The 21,473-nt window shown below is 65.1% G+C and carries 22 protein-coding genes; 12 read left to right on the top strand and 10 right to left on the bottom strand.

The window, feature by feature from the left end; all coding sequences use genetic code 11:
- The first annotated feature begins 2 nt into the window (after positions 1-2).
- Both LO55_RS02840 and proC read left to right on the top strand, forming a co-directional pair.
- The gene (locus LO55_RS02840; RefSeq protein ID WP_071360371.1) at positions 3-704 is read left to right on the top strand and encodes a YggS family pyridoxal phosphate-dependent enzyme; all 702 of its coding nucleotides are present in this window, start codon (positions 3-5) and stop codon (positions 702-704) included.
- A gap of 11 nt (positions 705-715) precedes the next feature.
- Positions 716-1,528, top strand: a complete 813-nt coding sequence (gene proC / locus LO55_RS02835) for a pyrroline-5-carboxylate reductase (protein ID WP_071360370.1) — start codon at positions 716-718, stop codon at positions 1,526-1,528.
- 680 nt (positions 1,529-2,208) lie between these two features.
- On the opposite strand, the gene LO55_RS02825 is transcribed toward proC, so the two are convergent.
- From LO55_RS02825 to ubiA, 5 genes are all read right to left on the bottom strand, one after another.
- Entirely contained in the window at positions 2,209-4,461 is a 2,253-nt protein-coding gene (locus LO55_RS02825) for an alpha-glucosidase (protein WP_071360368.1), read from the bottom strand.
- A gap of 69 nt (positions 4,462-4,530) precedes the next feature.
- A complete protein-coding gene (locus LO55_RS02820) occupies positions 4,531-4,830 on the bottom strand; it encodes a hypothetical protein (RefSeq protein WP_071360367.1) in 300 nt (99 codons plus the stop codon).
- Positions 4,817-5,197 carry a phage holin family protein gene (locus LO55_RS02815; RefSeq protein WP_071360366.1) on the bottom strand — a complete coding sequence of 127 codons (381 nt, stop codon included), beginning with the start codon at positions 5,195-5,197 and terminating at the stop codon, positions 4,817-4,819. Before LO55_RS02815 ends, LO55_RS02820 begins: the two co-directional genes overlap by 14 nt.
- Before the next feature lies 1 nt (position 5,198).
- Positions 5,199-5,519 (bottom strand): ElaB/YgaM/YqjD family protein, encoded by a 321-nt coding sequence (locus LO55_RS02810; protein WP_005668083.1) that lies wholly within the window; start codon positions 5,517-5,519, stop codon positions 5,199-5,201.
- 44 nt (positions 5,520-5,563) lie between these two features.
- A complete protein-coding gene (ubiA, locus tag LO55_RS02805; protein WP_071360365.1) occupies positions 5,564-6,418 on the bottom strand; it encodes a 4-hydroxybenzoate octaprenyltransferase in 855 nt (284 codons plus the stop codon).
- 308 nt (positions 6,419-6,726) lie between these two features.
- Here ubiA and LO55_RS02800 point away from each other — a divergent pair, with 308 nt between their 5' ends.
- From LO55_RS02800 to LO55_RS02790, 3 genes are all read left to right on the top strand, one after another.
- Entirely contained in the window at positions 6,727-8,229 is a 1,503-nt protein-coding gene (locus tag LO55_RS02800) for a PhoX family protein (protein ID WP_071360364.1), read from the top strand.
- 28 nt (positions 8,230-8,257) lie between these two features.
- Positions 8,258-8,830, top strand: coding sequence for a PEP-CTERM sorting domain-containing protein (locus tag LO55_RS02795; protein WP_071360363.1), 573 nt, complete (start codon positions 8,258-8,260; stop codon positions 8,828-8,830).
- 223 nt (positions 8,831-9,053) lie between these two features.
- Complete coding sequence (locus LO55_RS02790; protein ID WP_071360362.1) at positions 9,054-10,724, top strand: mechanosensitive ion channel family protein; 1,671 nt, start codon at positions 9,054-9,056, stop codon at positions 10,722-10,724.
- Here LO55_RS02790 and LO55_RS02785 read toward each other — a convergent pair.
- Entirely contained in the window at positions 10,702-11,643 is a 942-nt protein-coding gene (locus LO55_RS02785; RefSeq protein WP_071360361.1) for a hydrogen peroxide-inducible genes activator, read from the bottom strand. The genes LO55_RS02790 and LO55_RS02785 overlap by 23 nt on opposite strands.
- Positions 11,644-11,797: 154 nt before the next feature.
- Between LO55_RS02785 and LO55_RS02780 the strand changes: the two genes are divergently transcribed.
- Entirely contained in the window at positions 11,798-12,982 is a 1,185-nt protein-coding gene (locus LO55_RS02780; RefSeq protein ID WP_071360360.1) for a PilT/PilU family type 4a pilus ATPase, read from the top strand.
- Positions 12,983-13,000: 18 nt separating this feature from the next.
- Entirely contained in the window at positions 13,001-13,474 is a 474-nt protein-coding gene (gene rfaE2 / locus LO55_RS02775) for a D-glycero-beta-D-manno-heptose 1-phosphate adenylyltransferase (RefSeq protein ID WP_071360359.1), read from the top strand.
- Positions 13,475-13,482: 8 nt separating this feature from the next.
- On the opposite strand, the gene LO55_RS02770 is transcribed toward rfaE2, so the two are convergent.
- On the bottom strand, positions 13,483-13,848 hold the full coding sequence (locus tag LO55_RS02770; RefSeq protein ID WP_071360358.1) for a hypothetical protein: 366 nt from the start codon (positions 13,846-13,848) through the stop codon (positions 13,483-13,485).
- A gap of 28 nt (positions 13,849-13,876) precedes the next feature.
- Positions 13,877-15,271, bottom strand: coding sequence for an FAD-binding oxidoreductase (locus LO55_RS02765; RefSeq protein ID WP_071360357.1), 1,395 nt, complete (start codon positions 15,269-15,271; stop codon positions 13,877-13,879).
- Positions 15,272-15,410: 139 nt separating this feature from the next.
- On the opposite strand from LO55_RS02765, the gene LO55_RS02760 reads away from it, so the two are divergent.
- The 3 genes from LO55_RS02760 to LO55_RS02750 all read left to right on the top strand — a co-directional run bounded on the left by LO55_RS02760 (position 15,411) and on the right by LO55_RS02750 (position 17,729).
- Positions 15,411-16,583: an SGNH/GDSL hydrolase family protein gene (locus LO55_RS02760; protein WP_071360356.1), complete on the top strand. Its 1,173-nt coding sequence runs from the start codon at positions 15,411-15,413 to the stop codon at positions 16,581-16,583.
- Positions 16,584-16,652: 69 nt separating this feature from the next.
- Positions 16,653-17,150: a cupin domain-containing protein gene (locus LO55_RS02755; RefSeq protein WP_071360355.1), complete on the top strand. Its 498-nt coding sequence runs from the start codon at positions 16,653-16,655 to the stop codon at positions 17,148-17,150.
- A 105-nt stretch (positions 17,151-17,255) separates the two neighbouring features.
- Positions 17,256-17,729 carry a GNAT family N-acetyltransferase gene (locus tag LO55_RS02750; RefSeq protein WP_177185496.1) on the top strand — a complete coding sequence of 158 codons (474 nt, stop codon included), beginning with the start codon at positions 17,256-17,258 and terminating at the stop codon, positions 17,727-17,729.
- Position 17,730: 1 nt separating this feature from the next.
- Here LO55_RS02750 and trmL read toward each other — a convergent pair whose 3' ends face one another.
- Positions 17,731-18,201: a tRNA (uridine(34)/cytosine(34)/5-carboxymethylaminomethyluridine(34)-2'-O)-methyltransferase TrmL gene (gene trmL / locus LO55_RS02745; RefSeq protein ID WP_071360353.1), complete on the bottom strand. Its 471-nt coding sequence runs from the start codon at positions 18,199-18,201 to the stop codon at positions 17,731-17,733.
- 22 nt (positions 18,202-18,223) lie between these two features.
- Positions 18,224-18,943 (bottom strand): ComF family protein, encoded by a 720-nt coding sequence (locus LO55_RS02740; protein WP_071363667.1) that lies wholly within the window; start codon positions 18,941-18,943, stop codon positions 18,224-18,226.
- A 60-nt stretch (positions 18,944-19,003) separates the two neighbouring features.
- On the opposite strand from LO55_RS02740, the gene LO55_RS02735 reads away from it, so the two are divergent.
- Positions 19,004-19,921, top strand: a complete 918-nt coding sequence (locus LO55_RS02735) for a methyltransferase domain-containing protein (protein WP_071360352.1) — start codon at positions 19,004-19,006, stop codon at positions 19,919-19,921.
- Between the two features lie 350 nt (positions 19,922-20,271).
- A complete protein-coding gene (gene coxB, locus LO55_RS02730; RefSeq protein WP_005668116.1) occupies positions 20,272-21,468 on the top strand; it encodes a cytochrome c oxidase subunit II in 1,197 nt (398 codons plus the stop codon).
- Positions 21,469-21,473: the final 5 nt, after the last annotated feature.

The following is a 21,473-nucleotide window of genomic DNA, read 5'->3' as shown; positions in this document are numbered from 1 at the left end:
TTATGTCCACAATCGCCGCCAACTTGCAAGCTGTCGAAGCGACAATCGGGGAGGCTGTGCAAGCCGCCGGACGCGCCCGGGACGAGGTGCAATTGCTCGCTGTTTCCAAGACATTTCCTGCTCAAGCGGTGCTGGATGCGATGGCGTCCGGACAACGTGCGTTCGGCGAAAATTATCTGCAAGAAGCGCTCGACAAGATCGCGAACGTCGCGCAGACGCAACCCGATGCGCTGGTCGAATGGCATTTCATCGGCCCCATCCAGAGCAACAAGACGCGCCCGATCGCGGCCAGCTTCCACTGGGTGCACACGGTCGAGCGCCTCAAGATCGCCCAGCGCCTGTCCGAACAGCGCCCGCCCGAACTCGGGCCTTTGAATATCTGCCTGCAAGTGAACATCAGCGGCGAGGCCAGCAAGAGCGGCGCATCCGAGGCTGAATTGCCGGAACTGGCGCGCGCCGTGGCGCAGTTGCCGAACCTGCGCCTGCGCGGCTTGATGGCGATCCCCGAACGCGCGACCGAACCCGAGCAGCAGCGCGCCGCCTTTGCCCGCCTGCGCAAGCTGCACGCCGCCCTGCGCGCCGACGGCCTGGCGCTCGATACGCTGTCGATGGGCATGTCGGGCGACATGGCGGCGGCGATCGCGGAAGGCGCGACCATCGTGCGCATCGGCAGCGCCATCTTTGGCGCACGCAATTACGACTAACAGGAAAACACATGAAGATCACGTTCATTGGTGGCGGCAATATGGCAGCCGCGCTCATCTCGGGCATCGTCCGCCAGGCGGGTTCGGGCGCGAACATCCACGTCGTCGACCGCAACCCGGAAGCGCTGGAGCGCCTGTCGCAACAATACGGCGTGCGCACCGCGACGGTGATCGACGAACAGGTCAAGGAAAGCGAAGTCGTGGTGCTGGCGATCAAGCCGCAGCAAATGCGCGAAGTAGCGGCCGAGCTGGCGCCGCTGTTGAACCGGCAGCTGGTGCTGTCGATCGCCGCCGGCATCCGCAGCAGCGATCTGTCGCGCTGGCTCGGCGGCTACGACGCGATCGTGCGCACGATGCCGAACACGCCGGCGCTGATCGGCATGGGCGTGACCGGCCTGGCGGCGCAGCCGGGCGTGAGCGAGGCCCAGCGCGAGCAGGCTGACACGGTGATGCGCGCGGTCGGCAAGACCGTGTGGCTGGATGACGAGGCGCAGATCGACCCGGTGACGGCGGTGTCGGGCAGCGGTCCGGCGTATGTGTTCTTCTTCATGGAAGCGATGCAGGAGGCGGCCCTGCAAATGGGCTTGAACGCGGAGCAGGGCAGGGAGCTGGCGCTGGCTACCTTTACCGGCGCGGCGCAGCTGGCTGCGCAGTCGGATGAGCCGGTCGAAGTGCTGCGCCAGCGTGTGACCTCGAAGGGTGGGACTACGCATGCGGCGATCACCAGCATGGAAGCGGCTGGCGTCAAGGAGGCTATTGTCGCGGCGATGAAGGCGGCTGCGGCGCGTGGGCGCGAGTTGGGTGAGGAATTGGGTAGCAACTGAGCGCGCCTGGCAAAACCATTCGGCATACCATCAACAGATGAGCGAGCATCCACCTGATCTGGCGGTACTCGCGGAGCGGTTGCAGAAGCCCGTGGTAAATGCGCTGCAAAAATACCGCTACTTTCATGCTCGGACTGGGCATGGGTGCGTCCGCAACTGACCCAAAGCGGACGTCGACTAACCGAACGTCGACTAGCGTCAGACGCAAGCTACAGCGAGCATGGTTTCGCCCGCAATCTCCTAGCCAAGCTCAGCGTGCAAACGCCGGAGCACTACGTCGCCTGCGTCTGAATTTGAAAACAGATAACTACCGCTCCAGTTGTCCCACCCGGCCGAAAGCTCGAGCCCGGCCCGCAAGAACGAAGGGCTTATACCTTCGTCGAGTCCAGCGACGGTGCTCCCCTGCCTAGAAAACCCGAGTTCTTTTTCGAGCTTGGCGCACACCTGACGGTATGCCACAGAATCGTAATCGCCAAAGTCGAGAGTTAGGTGCCCGTTAGCGGCAATAGACAAAGATGCGCTCATAGCGATGTGTTATGGCTGAGATCAGACATCAATCGATTTTCGGCGTAGGTCCGCTTTTGGCCGATAGCAGACGTTCGATAAGGCTGAGTGTATTCGGAGGCCGCTTTCATGACAACCTCAGGGAATTGATGGGTGCTCGGAGTGGTCAAGAACGCTTAATAGAGTCCTTCTAATCTCAACGCCGTAACCAGGCGCGCGCCCGCAGCAGAACCGGCCTTGTAGAACACCGCCGGCTTGCCAAAGGGCGCCGCCACCTCGGTCCAGGCACCCGAGCCGGCGTCAAAAGGCCTGCCGGTCCAGAGGTCAATCCAGGTCCCGGCCGGCAGATAAAGCCGCACCGCTTGCGCGCCACGCGTCACCACCGGCGCCACCATGAAATCCGACCCCAGCATGTACTGGTAGCGCAGCGCGTAGGTATTCTGGTCAGATGGAAACTCCAGAAAAGGATGCCGCACCAGCGGCGCACCGCTGTCCGCCGCCTGCTGCATCAACCCCTGCCGATAAAACCCTAGCGCCCGAAAAATCTTGCTCATGCGCGCAAAGTGAGCCAGCGTCTCGGCATCGCTATCCACCTGCCAGCTAATGGCCGGATTCAGGCCCTCGTGGGTGCGCAGCACGCCCGTGAACGCATTGAGCTCGACCCAACGCATCCATAATTCCTTGTTGCGCGCGATGACGGGCACTTGCCGGCCGAGCACCGTCAAGCCGAAGGCGTTGTAGCCGCCAGTATCGCTGTGCAGCAGGCTGTATCCCGAGACGCCGCCCGACAGCATGCCGACGATCGCGGTGCGGATGCCGTCGTAGCCGTCCCATGTCTGCAGCTGGTCGCCGAGCCAGAACAGGGTGCCCTGACCGGGACTGCGGGTGAAACCGGAACGGTGAAAGGCGATGACGTCGCCTTCGCGTCCGGCCTCCATCATCGCTTCGCGGTTCACGGCCGCCCATTCCTCGGGATAGCGGTTATGCCAAGCGGCCGGGTCGTTACCATTCGCCAGCACCGCATCGAACGGCAGCGCCTCGCCGAAATCGGCCATCCAGCCGGATGCGCGGGTGCGGCCGAGGAGCTCGTTCTTGATGACGTTCTTGATCCAGGTGCGTGCCTCGGGATTGCTGAGGTCGACCAGCGCGGCATCGAAATTGGTGTTGCGGATCAGGTAGGGCGTGCCGTCCTGGCGTTTGACGAGATAGCCGGCCTGGCGCGCCTGCTGGTACAGGCTGTCGTGGCCGGCCTCGGTGCTAAGAAAAGGATTGATGTAGACCAGCATGCGGGCGCCAAGGCGCGCGAGCCGGTCGACCAGCGCGTCCCAACGTGGATAGTAACTTTCATCCAGCTCCCAGTTCCACCACAGCTGCTTGCCGGCGTTCGTAACGCGCACGCCCGACCAATCCTGGATCCACAGTCCCGCGAGCGGGATGCCGGCGCGTTCGAAGGTATCGAGCTTTTTATTGGCCTCATCGGTGCCGCCCTGCACCGAGACGATGGCGCCGCGCCCGACCCAGTCCGGCAGCGGCGGCATGCGGCCGGTATAGGCCGTGTACTCGCGGATCAGCTCGAGCGGCGTGCGGCCATACAGGATCCGGCCCGTCATCGCGCTCGTGAACAGTTTGATTTCCACCCGCTCGGGATGCTGGAAATCGAAGATGCTGTACTCGGTGTTCTCGAGGAACAGCGAGTTGAGCTTGCTGCTGAGGTAGTGGGGTGCCGGCGCGCCAGTGGACACCTCGCTGCCGCCACCGCCGCCTTCGAGCAGGTCGAACAGCTGGGTGAAGCCGGGCAGGCCGCGGCCGACGCCGTGTTCCTGCACCAGCACCGGGATGGTCTTGCCCTTCTGGTCGAACCAGGTCAATTGCTGGCCCAGGCCGAAGTAGCGTTCATCGGCGCTCGAGGCGTGGCGCAGGTAGCTGCGGTTCAGCTGCACGGCCTGCGGGCCGTCGAGTTGCAGGCGAAAGCGCAGCTGGTTGACTCCGGCCGCGTCGAACGCCAGGCGGTAGGTCACATCACAGCCCGGACCGCTCAGGCTACCACGCACGACCAGCGTGTCGGCCGCGCGCTCGAGCGCATCGATGCTCTGGGCAAGGCACTGCGCCAGCAGCTTGTCGTCGATGCGGTAGGAGCCGTCGGGCGTGCCGAACTGGCGGACGTCGGCTTGCCCCTGCGCGGCGCCGAGGAAGGCGCGGCCGGGCACGCTGGCCCACAGGATGCGCGCCGGCTCGGCCGCATGGCCGATGCGCAAGCCGTTATTGGCGAAGGACAGGGAAAAGGCGCCGACGCGATAGGCGCCGTCGACGCGCGAAGCGAGCGCGTCGGGTGACTGCGCCTGCATGGCCGCCGCCGAGAGCGGCAACAGGAAGTTCAGTGCCAGCAGGAAGGCCAGCGCCAGGACTGGCCGCAGGATTCGTGTGCGCATGATGCCTCCAACCGTGGTCGCTCGTCCGGTTGGACAGCGGCCCGGTTGGCGCGTTCATGCGCACCCGGCTCAGTGGATCTCGAACTTTCTCCAGCCCAGCACCGGCAATACCTTCTGCGCCAGCTTGTAGGCGGACAGGGCGCCGGTCACCGCGCCGACCACCCACTTCGGCTTGGTGATCAGGAAGCCCAGTCCCAGGCCGGCGGCGGCCAGGACGGCGGTCTTGTGCTGCGCCACGTAGCCGGGGGCGCCGCCCAGTTCGGCCGGATGGCGCAGCAGCGCCACGTCGTGCGCCATCAGCGCGCGCTGTTCGGCGCACTGGGCGGCGAGCAAGCGGCGGCGCGCCGCCAGGGTTTCATTGCTGCTCATCGATCGGCTCTCCTTTGACGGCTTGCGCATCCTTGCGCAGTTCGGCCAGCGTAGCGGCCATGAGCGGCGGACGCGTCACCAGGTCGCCGCGCACCTTGAAGAAGGCGAGCAGGCTGCCCAGAGCGAACAGCCCCGTCATGACGCCGATCGCCAGCAGGCGATAGGTGTCCCAGAACAGGACCAGCACGAACAGGATCGCCAGCAACACCGCGACCACCGCGAAAAAGGCGGCCGCGACGCCCCAGGCCAGATAGCCGATCAGCCGGTGCGTCTCTTCCTGCAGTTCGATGGCTGCCAGTTCCAACCTGGTCCGCACCATGGCGAGCAGGTTGGATCCTATCCTTCCGACGGTCGCGGAGATCGTCATGTTATTTACGCGCGATCAGCATGCCGATCACGACGCCGACGGCGGCGCCCAGGCCGACCGACTTCCACGGATTGTCCTTGACGTACTCGTCGGTGGCCTTGGCGGCAACCTTGGTGCGCTCGACCACGGTTTCTTCGGCGTGGATCAGGCTGGTCTTGGCGGAGGCCAGGGTCTGCTCGAACTTGACCTTGGCAGCCTTCAGCTCTTCGCCGGTCAGCTGGCCGCCGTTGCGCAGCCACGATTCGGCGTCGTGGATCACGGTCTTCAGGTCGCTGACCAGTTGGTCGCGGGTGCCGGTCTGGGTCGGGATTTTTTCGATCATCTTGGGCCTCTTGTGTGTGGTGGGTGAATGCCTTTTGGACAATATTAACCTAATGCATAGTCGAGCGCGACACCAATGAACAGTGCGGCGCCCAGCCAGTTGTTGTGGCGGAACGCCTTGAAGCACTTCATGCGGTCGCGATCGCGGATCAGGGTGTAGTGGTAAAGCGCGATGCAGCCCGCCACCGCCACCCCGCCCACGAACCACCAGCGCAGGCCCAGCGACCAGCCGCACAGCAGCAGGATCGCCAGCGAGGCGCCGTAGCACAGCATGATCGCGGCCACGTCGAAGCGCCCGAAGGTGATGGCCGAGGTGCGCATGCCGAGCTTGAGGTCGTCGTCGCGGTCGACCATGGCGTAGGCGGTGTCGTAGGCCACGGCCCAGAATACATTTGCCACCAGCAGCCACCAGGCCACGGCCGGCACCTGGTCCTGCACGGCGGCGAAGGCCATCGGGATGCCGAAGCCGAAGGCGATGCCGAGATAGGCCTGGGGAATCGCGAAGAAGCGCTTGAAATAGGGATAGGTGCCGGCTACCACCACCGCCACCACCGACAGCTGCTTGGTCAGCGCATTGAGCGGCAGGATCAACAGGAAGGACACGATGGCCAGCACCGCCGCCACCGTCACCGCTTCCTTGCCGCTGATCTTGCCGCTGGTGAGCGGGCGGTCGACCGTGCGCTTGACGTGGCGGTCGAAGTCGCGGTCGGCGTAGTCGTTGATGGCGCAGCCGGCGGAGCGCATCAGCGCGGTGCCGACGACGAAGATCGCCAGCACCTGCAGGTCCGGCACGCCGCCGGACGCCATCCACAGCGCCCACAGGGTAGGCCACAGCAGCAGGAGGATGCCGATCGGCTTGTCGGCCCGGACCAGGCGGAAGTAGAGCGCCAGTTTGTTCATGGTGAATCGCGTCTTGACAGGCAAGAATTGTTGAGCAGAAGACAGCGATTCTAGCCTGTTTATCCATGCGCGCCCATTCCGTCCCGTCCATACGGGCGCCATTCCTCGTGCATGACAAGGCCATGTATTCAGTGCGTGGCGAATGCATGATTGTTGTCTTTTTGTCGTCATGAGTGTGACATTTTTGTTTGTTTTAATGCATCGGTCCTGCCGGGGGTGGCGGGACGGGACGGGCCCGATGCGTGGGCGCGGCCAACGACACCAGACGCCGGACCACCGGCTCGATTCCTACTCTTTGGAGCATCTCGATGAACGAACACGATATGTCGCCTTCGCGGCGCAACCTGCTCAAGGGCATGGCCGGCGCCTCCGCGCTGCCTTTCGTCGGCGCCTTCGCCGCGCTGCACGCGCGCGAAGCGCTCGCGGCCAATGGCGCGACCGCCCTGGTCGACAGTCCCTATGGCCCGATCGCCCCGGTCAACGACCTGGCTACCGGCCTACCGCTGCTGCAATTGCCGCCGGGCTTCAGCTACAAGAGTTATGGCTGGCGCGGCGACACCATGAGCGACGGCCGTCCATGCCCGGGCGGCCATGACGGCATGGGCGTGATCGTCACGCGCAAGGTCGGTCGCAATACGGAACAAGTGTTGGTGCGCAATCATGAAATCAGCGGCAGCGCCGCTGTCAATTTCATCAACGCCTACGGCCTGTATGACACCGGTAACGTCAGCGGCAGTTCGAGCAACCGTTCCTGCGGCGGCACCACCAACCTGGTGTTCCGCGACGGCGACTGGATCAGCATGACCCCGAGCCTGGGCGGCACCCAGCAGAACTGCGCCGGCGGCATCACTCCCTGGGGCACCTGGCTGACCTGCGAAGAGATCGGTTCGGACACGGTCAGTGCCGGCGGCAAGAAACACGGCTACGTGTTCGAGGTGACGGCTGATCCGCAGCAGGTCAGTGGCCAGCCGATCGTCAATATGGGCCGCTTCGCGCATGAAGCCGCCGCCGTCGATCCGAGCAACTGCAACGTCTACCTGACCGAGGATTCCTCGGGCAAGTCGGGCTTCTACCGCTACATCCCGGATGTGAAGACCGGCGCACCCGGCTCGCTGGCCATGGGCGGTGTGCTCGAGATGGCCAAGGTGAAGGGCCGCAACAACGTCAACCTGGCGGTGGCCTCGGTCGACGACACTTATGAGCTGGAGTGGGTGCCGATCGCCAATCCGGACGCCAACCGCGGCAGCGGCGTCGGCCCGGGCGGCGAGACCATCAACAATGCCGCCGGCCCCTTCGTGCAGGGCTGGATGAAAGGCGCGCTGCGCATGAACCGCGGCGAAGGCATCTGGTATGCCCAGGGCAAGATGTACGTGATGGACACCTCGGGCGGCCACATCAACCGCGGCGCGATCTGGGAACTCGACCTGGCGCGCCAGACCCTGAAATGCATCTATTCGAGCCCGAGCCAGCTGGTGGGCAATATGGGCGACAACCTGACGGTCAGCCCGCGCAATGCGATCCTGATCTGCGAAGACGCGTCGAGCGCCATCACCGACCACTTCGGCTACGGCCAGCGCCTAATGGGCCTGACGGGCGCGGGCGATGCCTACATCTTCGCCAAGAACAACATCAACCTGACGGCGGCCCAGCTGCAGGGCGCCGGCAAGCTGCCGTCGCTCGCCGGAGATCAGCGCGGCAACGAATTCGCCGGCGCCTGCTTCGACCCGACCGGCCGCTACCTGTTCGTGAACATCCAGACCCCGGGCGTGACCTTCGCGATCTCGGGCCCGTGGGCCAAGGGCCCGCTGTAACCGTCACTTTTTATAAAGGAAAACGACCATGAGCATGAACAAATTCGTCGCCGCCTCCGCCATCGCCCTGGGCGCGCTGGCCTTTTCGCACTCCGCCAGCGCCGTCGTCCTGACGGGCAGCAGCGGCGCCAATTTCGTGACCGACTACAGCGAACCCGGCGTGGTGTCGTTCGACCTCGACCTGCGCGACTTCAGCACGACCACGCTGAACTTCGTGCTGGAAGAAGCCGACCTGGCCGGCCCGCTGAGCTTCAGCGCCATCGTCCGCAACCTGGTGGGCCTGTCGATGTACCAGTTCAACTTCGGTCTGCAGGGCATCGGCTATGCAAGCGCTGGCAGCGTGTCCTCGTTCTCCGGCGCCACGGCCAGCTATTCGAGCAACAACGCCGTCATCAAGTTCGCCAACGGCGAGACGGCCGACGTCCTGTTCGGCAATCCGACCCTGTTGGACGGCCGCAGCGACTGGCTGCTCGACACCAGCGGCCTGTCGGCGGGCGACACCTTCTCGATCGTGGCGCAGGTGCCGGAACCGTCGACCGTGGCCATGGTGCTGCCGCTGATGGCAGGCCTGCTGCTGGCGCGCCGCCGCAAGCGCGATTGAAAACCGATAGCGTAGACGCGCAAGTGTGCGAAGAACGGGTATTTGCCGCCCATTGGACGGGATTGGCGGTGAAATGAACGTAGAAGCAGGGCAATAGTGCGAGGGACAGACTCGACCGGATGCTAGACTTGCTTGAAAGCGGACATAGGATGTCCGCTTTCATTTTCAGCCTTGTTTTTGTTCCGCATCAGCCAGATGCCCAGTCAGAGGAGTCGACTTGCTTATGCGTGCTTCGTTCAGTTTCCTGTTCCTACTGTTGATCGCCCTGGCGGCGCCACTGTCATCGACCGCTTTTGCCGCCGGCCAGGCCGAAGAAGCGCCGCCCGCCGAGGAAGTCATTCCCGATCCGCTCAAGCGCGAGACGCCGCGCTCGATGGTCTCGGGCCTGATTTCCGCCCTGGCCGAGCCCGATTACGATCGCGCCGCCCAGTACCTCGACATGCCGGCCGGCAGCAACCGCCAGCGCACCAACGCCATAACCCAGGCGCGCAACTTCCATGCGCTGCTGGACAACGGCGGTTCGCTGTCGCCGTTCGTCGCGCTGTCGAACGAGGCGATCGGCAAGATCGACGACGACTTGCCGGCCGAGCAGGAAAACGTCGGCGTCCTGACCATCCAGGACAGGAAGGTGCCGATCCTGCTGACCCGCGGCCAGGACGGCGACCACCAGGTCTGGCGCGTGTCGCGCGAGACGATCGACCAGGTCACGCAGGCGGCGCGCCAGGAGCCGGTGGTGCAGGCGCCCGACAAGAATGAACTCGTCGTCGCCGGCGCGCCGCTGAAGGACTGGGCGATGCTGGTCGGGCTCGGGGTGCTGCTCTTTGGCGGACTGTGGATGGTGGCGGCCCTGATCGTCGCCGCCATGCGCAAGCTGGTGCCCGACGCGGGCGCCAACGGCCTGGTGCGCTTCATGGAGGCGGCGCTGCCGCCGGCCAGCCTGCTGATCGCGGTTGCCCTGTTCTACAACTGGGCCGAAGAACTGCCGGTGTCGATCGTCGCGCGTACGACGCTGCTGCGTTATACCGACATCGTCTCGGTCATCGCGCTGGTGTGGTTCGGCCTGCGGCTGATCGATGCGGTCGCCGAAATGGCCACCGCGCGCATGCAGCGCAGCCAGCGGCGCCAGGTGGTGGCCGTGATCACGCTGGCGCGCCGCGCCGCCAAGATCCTGCTGCTGGCATTCTCGGGCGTCGCCATCCTCGGCACCTTCGGCATCGACGTCACGACCGGTATCGCGGCGCTGGGTATCGGCGGTATCGCGCTGGCGCTGGGCGCCCAGAAGACGGTGGAAAACCTGGTCGGCAGCGTCACCGTGATCGCCGACAAGCCGCTGCAGGTGGGCGATTTCGTCAAGGTGGGCGACGTGGTCGGCACCGTGGAAGACGTGGGCATCCGCTCGACCCGCATCCGCACCGGCGAGCGCACCGTCGTCACCATTCCCAACGGCGACCTGTCGGCGCGCCAGATCGAGAACTTCGCGGCGCGCGACCGCTTCCTGTTCAACCCGACCATCGCGGTGCCGCTCGGCACTCCGTCGGCCAAGCTGAAGGAGGCGATCACCATCGTCCAGCAGGTGCTGACGGAAGAGAAGAACATGGCCGAGGGCCATCGCGCGCGGCTGGGCAGCATCAACGACCGGGCCTTCAACATCGATGTCTGGTCGTACATCAACGTGAGCGAGTTCGACACCCAGGTCATCATCCGCGAGACGCTGCTACTGAAGATCCACGAGCGGCTGGAAGCGGCCGGCATCCCCTTCGCCTTCCCGACCCAGAAGATCGTGTTCTCGCGGGAGCAGGCCGGCGCCCGGGAACAGCCGGGTGGTCCTGGCGAGGGGGGAGAGGATGCAGGCCTGGTGACGCTGGATAAGACTATGCCGCCGCCTCGAGCGTGACCATGTCCACGCCTGGCAGTTGGCATTCGCCCACCGCGCGCACCACCGCGTCGATCGCGGCGCGGCGGGTGAAGCTCTTGCGCCAGGCGATCACCACGCGGCGCGACGGCGCCGGCGGCAGGAAGGGCACGTAGGTCAGCAGGCCGTTCGGGTCCTGCAGGTCGATCACCGAGGCGCGCGGCAGCACGGTCAGGCCGATGCCGCTGGCGACCATGTGGCGGATCGTCTCGAGCGACGAGCCTTCGAAGGTGCGCTGCATGCCGTTGCCGGGCGCCGAGAAGCGCGCCATTTCCGGGCACACTTCGAGCACCTGGTCGCGGAAGCAGTGGCCGGCGCCCAGCAGCAGCATGGTTTCGCTTTTCAGGTCTTCGGCCGAGATTTCCTTGCGGCCGGCCCATGGGTGGCTTTTCGGCATGGCCACGATGAACGGCTCGTCGTACAGCGGCTGCACCGACATGCCGTGGTCGGGCAGCGGCAGCGCCATGATGGCGGCGTCCAGCTCGCCCTGTCGCAGCAGCTCCAGCAGCTTATGCGTGTAGTTCTCTTGCAGCACCAGCGGCATCTGCGGCACGGTGTCGATCAGGTTCTTCACCAGCGGCGGCAGCAGGTAGGGCCCGATGGTGTAGATCACGCCCAGGCGCAGCGGGCCGGCCAGCGGATCCTTGTTCTGCTTGGCCAGCTCCTTGATGGCGGCGGTCTGCTCCAGCACCCGCTCGGCCTGGGCCACGATCTGGGCGCCCAGCGGCGTGACGGAGACTTCGGAGCCGCCGCGCTCGAACAGGGTCACGCCCAGCTCGTCCTCGAGCTTCTTGATGGCGACGGACAGGGTGGGTTGGGCCACGAAACAAGCTTCGGCGGCATGGCCGAAGTGTTTGGCGCGCGCAACGGCGACAATGTATTTCAGCTCGGTCAGTGTCATGTTTTATGTGTTCCGGGTAGCGCACCCCGGCCGGCGCCGGAACGGCGGGCTGGGGCGGCACACCCGTTTTAGCCATGAAATAATAGTTTAACGAGAATCATAGTCGATATAATTGCCCGGCAGGCTACACGGCCGCAATTTTTGAAAGGCCCGCATGTCTTCGACGTTCGGCCCGGCGGAAGCCCAGGCCTATATCCACAAGCTCCTGACGGTGATGCATCACCAGGGCGGCTCCGACCTCTTCATCTCGGCTGACTTTCCTCCAAGTATTAAACACCAGGGGGCGATGAAGGCGCTCAGCCAGCAGCGCCTGACGGGCGAAGTCACGCGCGCCCTGGCGCTGTCGATCATGAACGAGCGCCAGCGCGCCGAGTTCGAGGCCGAGATGGAGTGCAATTTTGCGATCTCGCTGCCGGGCGTGTGCCGCTTCCGCGTCAACGTCTATGTGCAGCAGCAGAGCGTGGGCATGGTGGTACGCACGATCGCGTCCGAGATTCCCAACTTCGAAAAGCTCGACCTGCCCGAGGTGCTCAAGGACGTAGTGATGACCAAGCGCGGCCTGGTGCTGGTGGTGGGCGGCACCGGTTCCGGCAAGTCGACCACGCTGGCGGCGATGATCGACTACCGCAACAGCAACTCGGCCGGCCACATCATCACGGTGGAAGACCCGGTGGAGTACGTCCACAAGAACAAGAATTGCCTGGTGACGCACCGCGAAGTGGGGGTGGACACCCTGTCGTGGCATCACGCGCTGAAGAACACGCTGCGTCAGGCGCCGGACGTGATCCTGATCGGCGAGATCCGCGACACCGAGACGATGGAACACGCGATCGCCTTCGCCGAAACCGGCCACCTGTGCCTGGGCACCCTGCACGCGAATAACGCCAACCAGACGATGGACCGGATCATCAACTTCTTCCCGGAAGAGCGGCGCAATCAGCTGTTGATGGATTTGTCGTCGAACCTGCGCGCCATCGTCTCGCAGCGCCTGGTGCGTACTGAAGACGGCAAGGGCCGCAAGGCGGCCATCGAGATCCTGCTGAACACGCCGACCATCGGCGAGATGATCCTCAAGGGGAACTTCCAGAACATCAAGGAGATCATGCACAAGTCGCGCGAACTGGGCATGTGCACCTTCGACCAGGCCTTGTTCGAGCTGTACAACAAGGGCTTGATCAGCTACGACGAGGCGATCCGCAATGCCGACTCGGCCAACGGCCTGCGCCTGCAGATCAAGCTGTCGGGCGAACGGCGCGAGCCAGGCGCCGCTGCCGCGCGGCCGGCCGAGCTGTCGATGGCGATCGAGGAAGAACCCGACGACGAACCTCCGAAACATTGACTTTTGCTTTAATCATTCATGCCTTCATTCGAAAACAAGATCTGCACGCGCGCCGAGCTGGCTGCGCGTATCGCCGCACTGCCGAAACCGGTCGTGCTGACCAACGGCGTGTTCGACATCCTGCACCGCGGCCATGTGACCTATCTGGCGCAGGCGCGCGAGCTGGGAGCTTCGCTGGTGGTGGCGGCGAACACCGACGCCTCGGTCAAGCGCCTGGGCAAGGGCGACGATCGCCCGCACAACACGCTGGCCGACCGCATGGCGGTGCTGGCGGCGCTGGAATCGGTGAGCCTGGTGGTCGAGTTCGACGAGGACACGGCGCTGGAGGTGGTGCAGGAAGGCCGGCCAGACATCTACGCCAAGGGCGGCGATTACGTGATGGACCAGATCCCCGAAGGCAAGGCCGTGCTGGCCTATGGCGGCCGGGCGGTGGCGATCGATTTCGAGCATGACCGCTCGACCACCAAGCTGGTGGCGCGCATCCGCGGCTGACCGTTTCTTCAGCCTGCCGCGGCAGGCAGGCGGTCGTATTGCACCACGCCGCCCGCCGACTGCGTGAACACCAGGTCGCATCCGGCGAAGACGTCCGCGCTCACGCCATCGTGGACCGAGTCGTAGAGCCATGCGGCCATCGCGGCGTTCGTCGCCTGCATCTCGATCTCCTGGCCGGGTTTGCCCGCTTGCAGCGCATCGACCAGTTCCTGGACGAAGAAGGGGATGGCGCCCGCGGTCCATTCGGCTCCACGTTCGCGCGCCTCGGCTGCGCGCGGTTGCGCCATCGCCATCAGCGCGGCGGCGTCGACCTGCGTTTCCATGGCCAGGGAAGGTTCGGATTGGTCGTCTGTCGTGAAGACACGTATCAGCATGGTGTTGGCTTTCGTTTCAAGGTTGGATTCAGCCCGTATGGTACGCGTCCCACAGCTTGTTGCGGAACCTATATGCCGGGTCGGCCCTGCGCTTGAGCGCGAAGAAGCGTTCGGCATCCGGATAGGCGGCGTGGAATTGCGCCACGGTCGCGTGGATCTGGTAGGGCAGGTAGTACGAGCCGTCCAATGTGATCGCGGCGTCGACCAGTTCGCGGGTCCAGGCACGCACCGCGTCGCGGTCGCGTGGCGCGGTCTGCTGGCGGTAGTACAGCACGAAGGCGAACACGTCGCTGCGGGCCCAGGCCAGCAGGGTGCCGGGGTCCTTGCGCGCATGGCGGATCGACACGTTGATGACGTTCACCTGGTGCTGGCGCAGGATGGCGCGCAGCCGCTCGGCGAAGCGTTCCAGCGCCGCGACCGGCACGAAATACTCTTGCAGCGCATACGCGGTCCCGGCGCCGGCCAGCGGCGCGAGCGAATGGATGTCGAGGCCGGCCTGGTGGTTGCGCCACTCGACCGAATCCGTGGAATAGAGCAGCGGCTCGAGGATGCGCCGGCGCAGCTCCTTGCCCCAGGGCGAAGCCGAGATCACTTCCTGCAGCCGGCGCTCGATGCGGTAGTCGCCGCCGGTGGCGGTGAGGCGGTTCGGCAGCGTCACCGTGCGGCGGGTGCGCTCGAAGGTCACCGCGCGCACCAGCGTGTAATCGCCGGGGTACAGGGTGGCGTTGTGCATCACGGCATCCGGATTGGCGCCGATACGGGCCGTGAAGAATTGCCGGTAGTCCGAGAGCGGCATCACGCGCGAGCGTCGCTCGAGAGGTGCATTGTCGGCTAGGCGCAGCGTCGCTTCGACGATCACGCCGATGCCGCCGTAGCCGCCGATCGCGCCGTAAAAGAGGTCGCTGTTGCGGGTCGGGCTGGCGGCAATGACCGTGCCGTCGGCCAGCACCAGCCGGATCGCTTCCACGCTCGACACCAGCGGGCCTTGCCCGACGTAGCGTCCATGGGCATTGACGCCGAGCGAGCCGCCCACGGTGAAATCGGCATACGACTGCATCACCTGCAGCGCCAGGTCGTGCGGGTCGATGAAGGCCTGGATGCGGCGCCAGGTGATGCCCGGCTGGACCGTGATGCTGCGCTCGGCGGGCACGAAGCGGACGACCTGGTCGAAGCCGCGCATGTCCAGATGCAGCGAACGGTCGGCGGCGATCTGGCCGCCCATGCTGTAGCGGGCGCCGCCGATCGAGACCGGACCGGCGTACGCGCGCAGCGCGGCCACGATCTCGTCCACCGTGCGCGGAACGAGGATGCGCTCGACATGCACCGGGTTCAGCTGCGTCGCGTCGTTGACGACCGGCTGGCGGGCAAGCGCGGGCAGGCCGAGCGAGGCGAGGGCGAGCGCCAGGCGGCGGCGGGAGGGCATCGGCGATCTCGGCACGCGGCGATCTCCAGGGCAGGCAAAGGATAAGCAAAGGATAAGAAAACTACGCATCGGCGACGCCGGTGTCAACGGCTGGGGTCCTTATAATGAGCGCTGCATAAATACTCCAAGGAATACCGCGATGACGCTGCCTTTCCATTCACCGATCACGTCCGACCTGGTCCATGGCGCCGTCGAACTCGAGCGCACGGACGCAGGCCTGCTGCCGCACCGCCTGCCAGCCTGGGCACGCGCCCAGTGCCAGGATCCGCAACTGGCAATGGTGGAGGCGCAGCCTTCCGGCGTGCGCGTCGCGCTGCGCACCGCGGCGACGGTCGTGGAACTGATTGTCTTGCCGACCAAGCGCCGCTATGGCGCCATGGCGCCGCGCCCGGACGGCATCTATGACCTGCTCGTCGATGGCCAGCTGGCGCAGCAGGCCAGCGCGCCGGGCGGCAAGATCATGGACATCGACGTGCTGTCCGGTGCGGCGAAGATGCTGCCGGGCGAACCGCAGCGGCTGCGCTTTGCCGGCCTGTCGCCGGGCGACAAAGCGATCGAGATCTGGCTGCCGCATGACGAGACGACCGAACTGGTAGCGCTGGATGCGGATGCGCCGGTCGCGCCGCTGGCGGCGTCCGGCAAGCGCCGCTGGCTGCACCATGGCAGCTCCATCAGCCAGGGCTCCAACGCGACCAACCCGACCGGCATCTGGCCGGCCGTGGCCGCGCGGCTGGCCGGTGTCGACCTGCTCAATCTTGGCCTGGGCGGCAGCGCATTATTGGACCCGTTCACGGCGCGCACGATCCGCGACCTGCCGGCCGACGTGATCAGTCTCAAGCTGGGAATCAACCTCGTCAACACGGACGCGATGCGGCTGCGCGCCTTCGGGCCTGCCGTGCACGGCTTTCTCGATACGATCAGGGAAGGGCATCCAACGACGCCGCTGCTGGTGGTCTCGCCGACCTGGTGCCCGATCCATGAGACGACGCCGGGGCCCACCATGTTCGATGGCAAGGCGCTGGAAAAAGGCACGTTGCTGTTCCGCGCGATGGGGAGCGACGCCGAGCGCCGGCAGGGCAAGCTGACCCTCGGCGTGATCCGCGAGCAGCTGCAGAAGATCGTCCAGCAGCGGGCGCCGGCCGATGCGAACATCCATTACCTCGACGGCAGGGAGCTTTACGGCCTGGAGGACAATGCGCGTTATCCTCTGCCCGACGAGCTGCATCCCGAGGCGGAGGCGCATCGCTTGATCGGCGAACGCTTTTGCGCGCTGGCGTTTCGTGCCGGGGCTTTTCGCGGGGGCGTGGCCTGAGTTTGATTTTTCCCTGCATTGGCATATAACCTTCCGAGAAACGCTTACCTCTTGACCTGCGATACGCCCATGACGCTTGAAACCGGTTCGGACAATCTGATCTCTCTGCTGTCGCTCATGCCGCATCCGGAAGGCGGGCATTTCAAGGAGACCTACCGAAGTCAGCACCGCGTGAACAGGGAAGGGGACGCGGTCAGCCGTTCTGCCTCGACGGCGATCTACTACCTTCTTCGCGGAAGGGAAAGGTCGACCTGGCATCGGATCCGGTCGGACGAGATGTGGCATTTTTATGATGGTGTGCCACTTCGGATCTACGTCCTGGAGCCGGATGGAGGGCTCAGCGTTCTCACACTCGGACATCCATTGCGGCATGCGGGCGCGCAGTTCCAGGCGCTGGTTCCGGCCGGGCGCTGGTTCGCGGCGGAATGCGAGGAGCCCGAGGGCTACAGCCTGGTGGGTTGTACGGTAGCCCCGGGCTTTGAGTTCGAAGAATTCGAGATTGGGGATGAAAGTTTACTCAAGCAGGATTGGCCCGAGCATGCGGAGTTGATCGCACGCTTGAGGTAATCTTGTGGCCGACGACGCATGAGTAATCCGGCACCATTACATGGAATCCAGCGCATGAATAGCGAGTTCATCACATCTGTTCCATACCTTCACACGGAGCGACTCATGCTGCGTGAATATCGGCGCGAGGACTTTGACGCGTTCGCAGCGCATCTCGCCGACCCCGTCAGCTCGGCCCACCTGGGCCCGGCTGACCGCCACGCCGCTTGGCGCATCTTCTGTTCACAAGCGGGACTATGGCTCATCCATGGCGCAGGATGGTGGGCTGTCGAGGAAAAGAAGACGGGTCGACTCGTCGGAAGTGTCGGCGCGTTCTTCCGCGAGGAATCCACCGTGATGGAGCTCGGCTGGAATACTTATCGTGCCTTCTGGGGCCAGGGATTCGCGAACGAAGCGGCGGCGGCAGCCTTGAGCCACGCGCTCGAGATCCGACGCGAACCAACAGTGCGGGCGCTCATCGCTTCAGCCAATGCATCGTCGCTGCGCGTTGCCAAGCGCCTTGGCCTGACGTATGAAGCGGACACCGAGATATACGGCAAGGCGGTCGGGATGTATACGCGTGCCAAGCCTGCGTCCTGAGCTAAGCCCCGCCCTGGTAACCGTTCTGGCGCCAGGCCTCGTATACCACGATCGCCACCGTGTTCGATAAATTCAGGCTGCGGTTATCGGGCCGCATCGGCAGCCGGATGCGCTGGGCCGGCGGGAAGGTCTCACGAAACGCCGGCGCCAGGCCGCGCGACTCCGGCCCGAACACGAACACGTCGCCCGGCCGGAAGCTGGCCTCGGCGAACGGCGACGAGCCATGCGTGGTCAGCGCGAACATGCGCGCCTGGTCGGGCTTGACCGCCTCCAGGAAGGCGTCCCAGTCCTTGTGCACCTGCATATTGGCGTATTCGTGGTAATCCAGCCCGGCGCGGCGCATCTTGGCGTCGTCCAAAGGAAAGCCGAGCGGTTCGATCAGGTGCAGTTGGGCGCCGGCGTTGGCGCACAGGCGGATCACATTGCCGGTATTCGGCGGGATTTCTGGTTCGACCAGGACGACGTGAAACAAGGTACTTCTCCTCAGTGATAGTTCATGCATGCGGCGGTGTGCGCGCGAACACGAAGTTCGTGACGCGCGCGGCGCCGGCCCGTTTCAGGACGGTCGCGACTTCGTCGAGCGTATGCCCACTCGACATGACGTCGTCGACCACGCCCACATGGCGTCCGCGCACGTCGCACGCGGCGTCCACCCCGAACGCCCCGCGCGCATTCTTCTTGCGCTCTCCCGGCGCCGCATTCGACTGCGCCGGTGTTTCGCGCACCCGCTGCAAGAGCCGCGGCGCGACGGCTACGCGCAGCGCGCCGGCCAGCGGCCGCGCCACCTCGAGCGCCTGGTTGTAGCCGCGCTCGACCAGGCGGGCCGGGCCCAGCGGCACCGGGCACAGCACGTCGGGCAACGCTGGCGCCGCACGTGCGACGGCGCCGTGCAGCACGCGCGCCATCCACGGCGCCAGCGCCAGCTGGGCCCCGAACTTCAGCTGCAGCACCAGGCTGTCGAGCGGCGCCGCGTAATCGCAGGCGGCCACGGTGGCGTCGAAAGCCGGTCTGTCCGCCAGGCAGGCGCCGCAATGCCGGCCGAGGTCGGCCCTGCCTGCCGGATTGGCGCAGCACGGGCAGCGCGTCACGGGCAGGACGTAGGCCTGCTCGCAAGCCGGGCACACGGCATGGTCCGAGTAAGCTCCGCACAGGGCGCAGGCGGACGGCAGCATGGCGCCCAGCAGGCGGCCGGGCAGTGCGCGAAGGTCCAGCATCGGCTCGACTTCCCACAACCGGTTAAACTGCCAACATTATCTCATCTCGACTTGCATCCCATGGCTTCTCCTCAATCCCCGTCCAGGCTGAGCGCCCCGATCGACCTGCCCCGCGTGCGCGAGCTGTTTGCGCGTCCCGAGCGCATCGCGCCATCGGATTTCCTGCGCCGTGAGATCGCCGAACGCATGCACGAGCGCCTGAGCCTCGTCAAGATCGTTCCCAGGCAGGTGCTGGATGCGGGGTGCGGCGCCGGCGCCGACCTGGGCTTGCTGCAGAAAACCTATCCGGCCGCCCAGATCCTGGGCCTCGACGGGGCGGGGGCCATGGCGCGCGCGGCCAGGGGGCCGGTAGCGCAGGGCGGCGCGCTGAACCAGTTGCTGACCCGCCTGATGCCGGCCAAGGCCGGCGTCGACGTGCTGTGCGGCGACTATGGCAACCTGCCGTTCGGACCGAACTCGCTCGACCTGCTGTGGTCGAACCTGGCGCTGCACTGGCACCCGCTGCCCGATCGCGTGTTCGCCGAGTGGCGCCGCGTGCTGCGGGTCGAAGGGCTGCTGATGTTTTCCTGCTTCGGCCCGGACACCTTCACCGAAGTGCGCGCCGCTTTCGCCGCGCTCGACGCCTATCCGCACACCTTGCCCTTCGTCGACATGCACGATTTCGGCGACCAGCTGGTCGCGGCCGGTTTCTCGACGCCCGTGATGGACATGGAGCGCATCACGGTCACCTACGACACGCCGCAGGCGCTGCTGGCCGACGTGCGGGCGCTGGGCGGCAATCCACTCGAATCGCGCCGCCGCGGCCTGATCGGCCGCGCGGCCTGGCAGCGCGTGCTCGACGCCTTCGAGGCGCAACGCCGCCCGGACGGCAAGCTGGGCCTGACCTTCGAAGTCATCTACGGCCACGCCTTCCGCCCTGCGCCGCGCACCACCGCCTCGGGTGAATCCATCGTGCGCTTCCAGCCCCGCAAGCCCTGATATCCGCCTCGCATGGCATATCTGATAAGACGGCCGATTTTCCTTGAATAAAAATTAGTGCTTTAGATATAATCAATTGCTATTTTTTCCGTCCGGCCAATAGAATCGCTTAAAAAAGCGGCAGATTCGGACGAAAAGTAGAAAAAAGAATTGCAGCAGTCGCAGAGTCGCCCGGTCCTGGCAGCAACGTATTGCCAGGTGGGCGAGATGGTTTCCCACCATTCCGCAGCGCAATTTCGCGGGACGACCCGGCAAGCCCTTTGCGATCAGTAGGAGCGGGCACGGTTCGTTCACGAAATTGCTGGGCCCGTTTAAAAATATTCTTATTTTTAGGGTGGTTGGGGACATACATGACATATGCAACGCGACTTCAGGCCGTGCTGTACGGCCTTGCCGTACTCGCAGCAGCCGGCGCCACGCCAGCCCTGGCGCAGCAACAGCCGCTCACGGGCCGGCCCCTCGAGCACCAGCTCAATATGCAGGCCCCCGTCACCGCCGTCGGCGCCGACATCTATTCCCTGCACAACTGGATGATGATCGTCTGCCTGGTGATCTTCCTCGGCGTGTTCGGCGTCATGTTCTATTCGGTGTTCAAGCACCGCAAATCCCTCGGCCACAAGCCCGCCACCTTCCACGAATCCACCGCCGTCGAGATCGCCTGGACGATTGTCCCGTTCCTGATCGTCATCGGCATGGCGCTGCCCGCGACCAAGACCGTGGTCGCCCTGAAGGACACCTCGAACGCCGACCTCACCATCAAGGCCACCGGCATGCAGTGGAAGTGGGGCTACGATTACCTGAAAGGCGAGGGCGAAGGCATCTCCTTCCTGTCGAACCTGGCCACGCCGCGCTCCCAGATCGGCGAGCCGGGCGTCAAGCCCACCGAGGCGCGCACCGAGAACTACCTGCTCGAAGTCGACAACGAGATGGTGGTCCCGGTGAACAAGAAAATCCGCATGGTGTTCACCGCCAACGACGTGATCCACGCCTGGACGATTCCGGCGTTCGCGATCAAGCAGGACGCCATCCCCGGTTTCGTGCGCGACGGCTGGTTCCGCGCCGAGAAGACCGGCGTCTACCGCGGCAACTGTGTCGAGCTGTGCGGCAAGGACCACGCCTTCATGCCGATCGTGGTGCGCGTGGTGACCGACGCCGAGTACACCGCCTGGGTCGAGGGCAAGAAGAAGGAAATGGCGGCGCTGGCCGACGATCCGACCAAGACCTGGACCATCGACGAGTTGAAAACCCGCGGCGAGCAGGTGTATGCCGCCAACTGCGTGGCCTGCCACCAGGCCAACGGCAAGGGCGTGCCCGCCGCCTTCGCGGCGCTGGACGGTTCGCCGAACGTGCTCGGCGACAAGAAGCACCAGATCGACATCCTGCTCAATGGCCAGAAGAGCGGCAAGTTCCCGACCGAGATGCCGGCCTGGAAACAGTTGTCCGATACCGAGATCGCCGCCGTGATCACCTATACCCGCAATACCTGGTCGAACAAGGCTGCGGAAAATATCGTTCAACCGGCCGAAGTCCTGGCCGCACGCAAATAATGCAG

Origin of the sequence: Massilia timonae (assembly GCF_001866515.1) — a bacterium.
GTDB lineage: Bacteria > Pseudomonadota > Gammaproteobacteria > Burkholderiales > Burkholderiaceae_D > Telluria > Telluria timonae.
The sequence above is the reverse complement of the archived record's forward strand: the minus strand, read 5'-3'. Positions and strand labels throughout refer to the sequence as shown.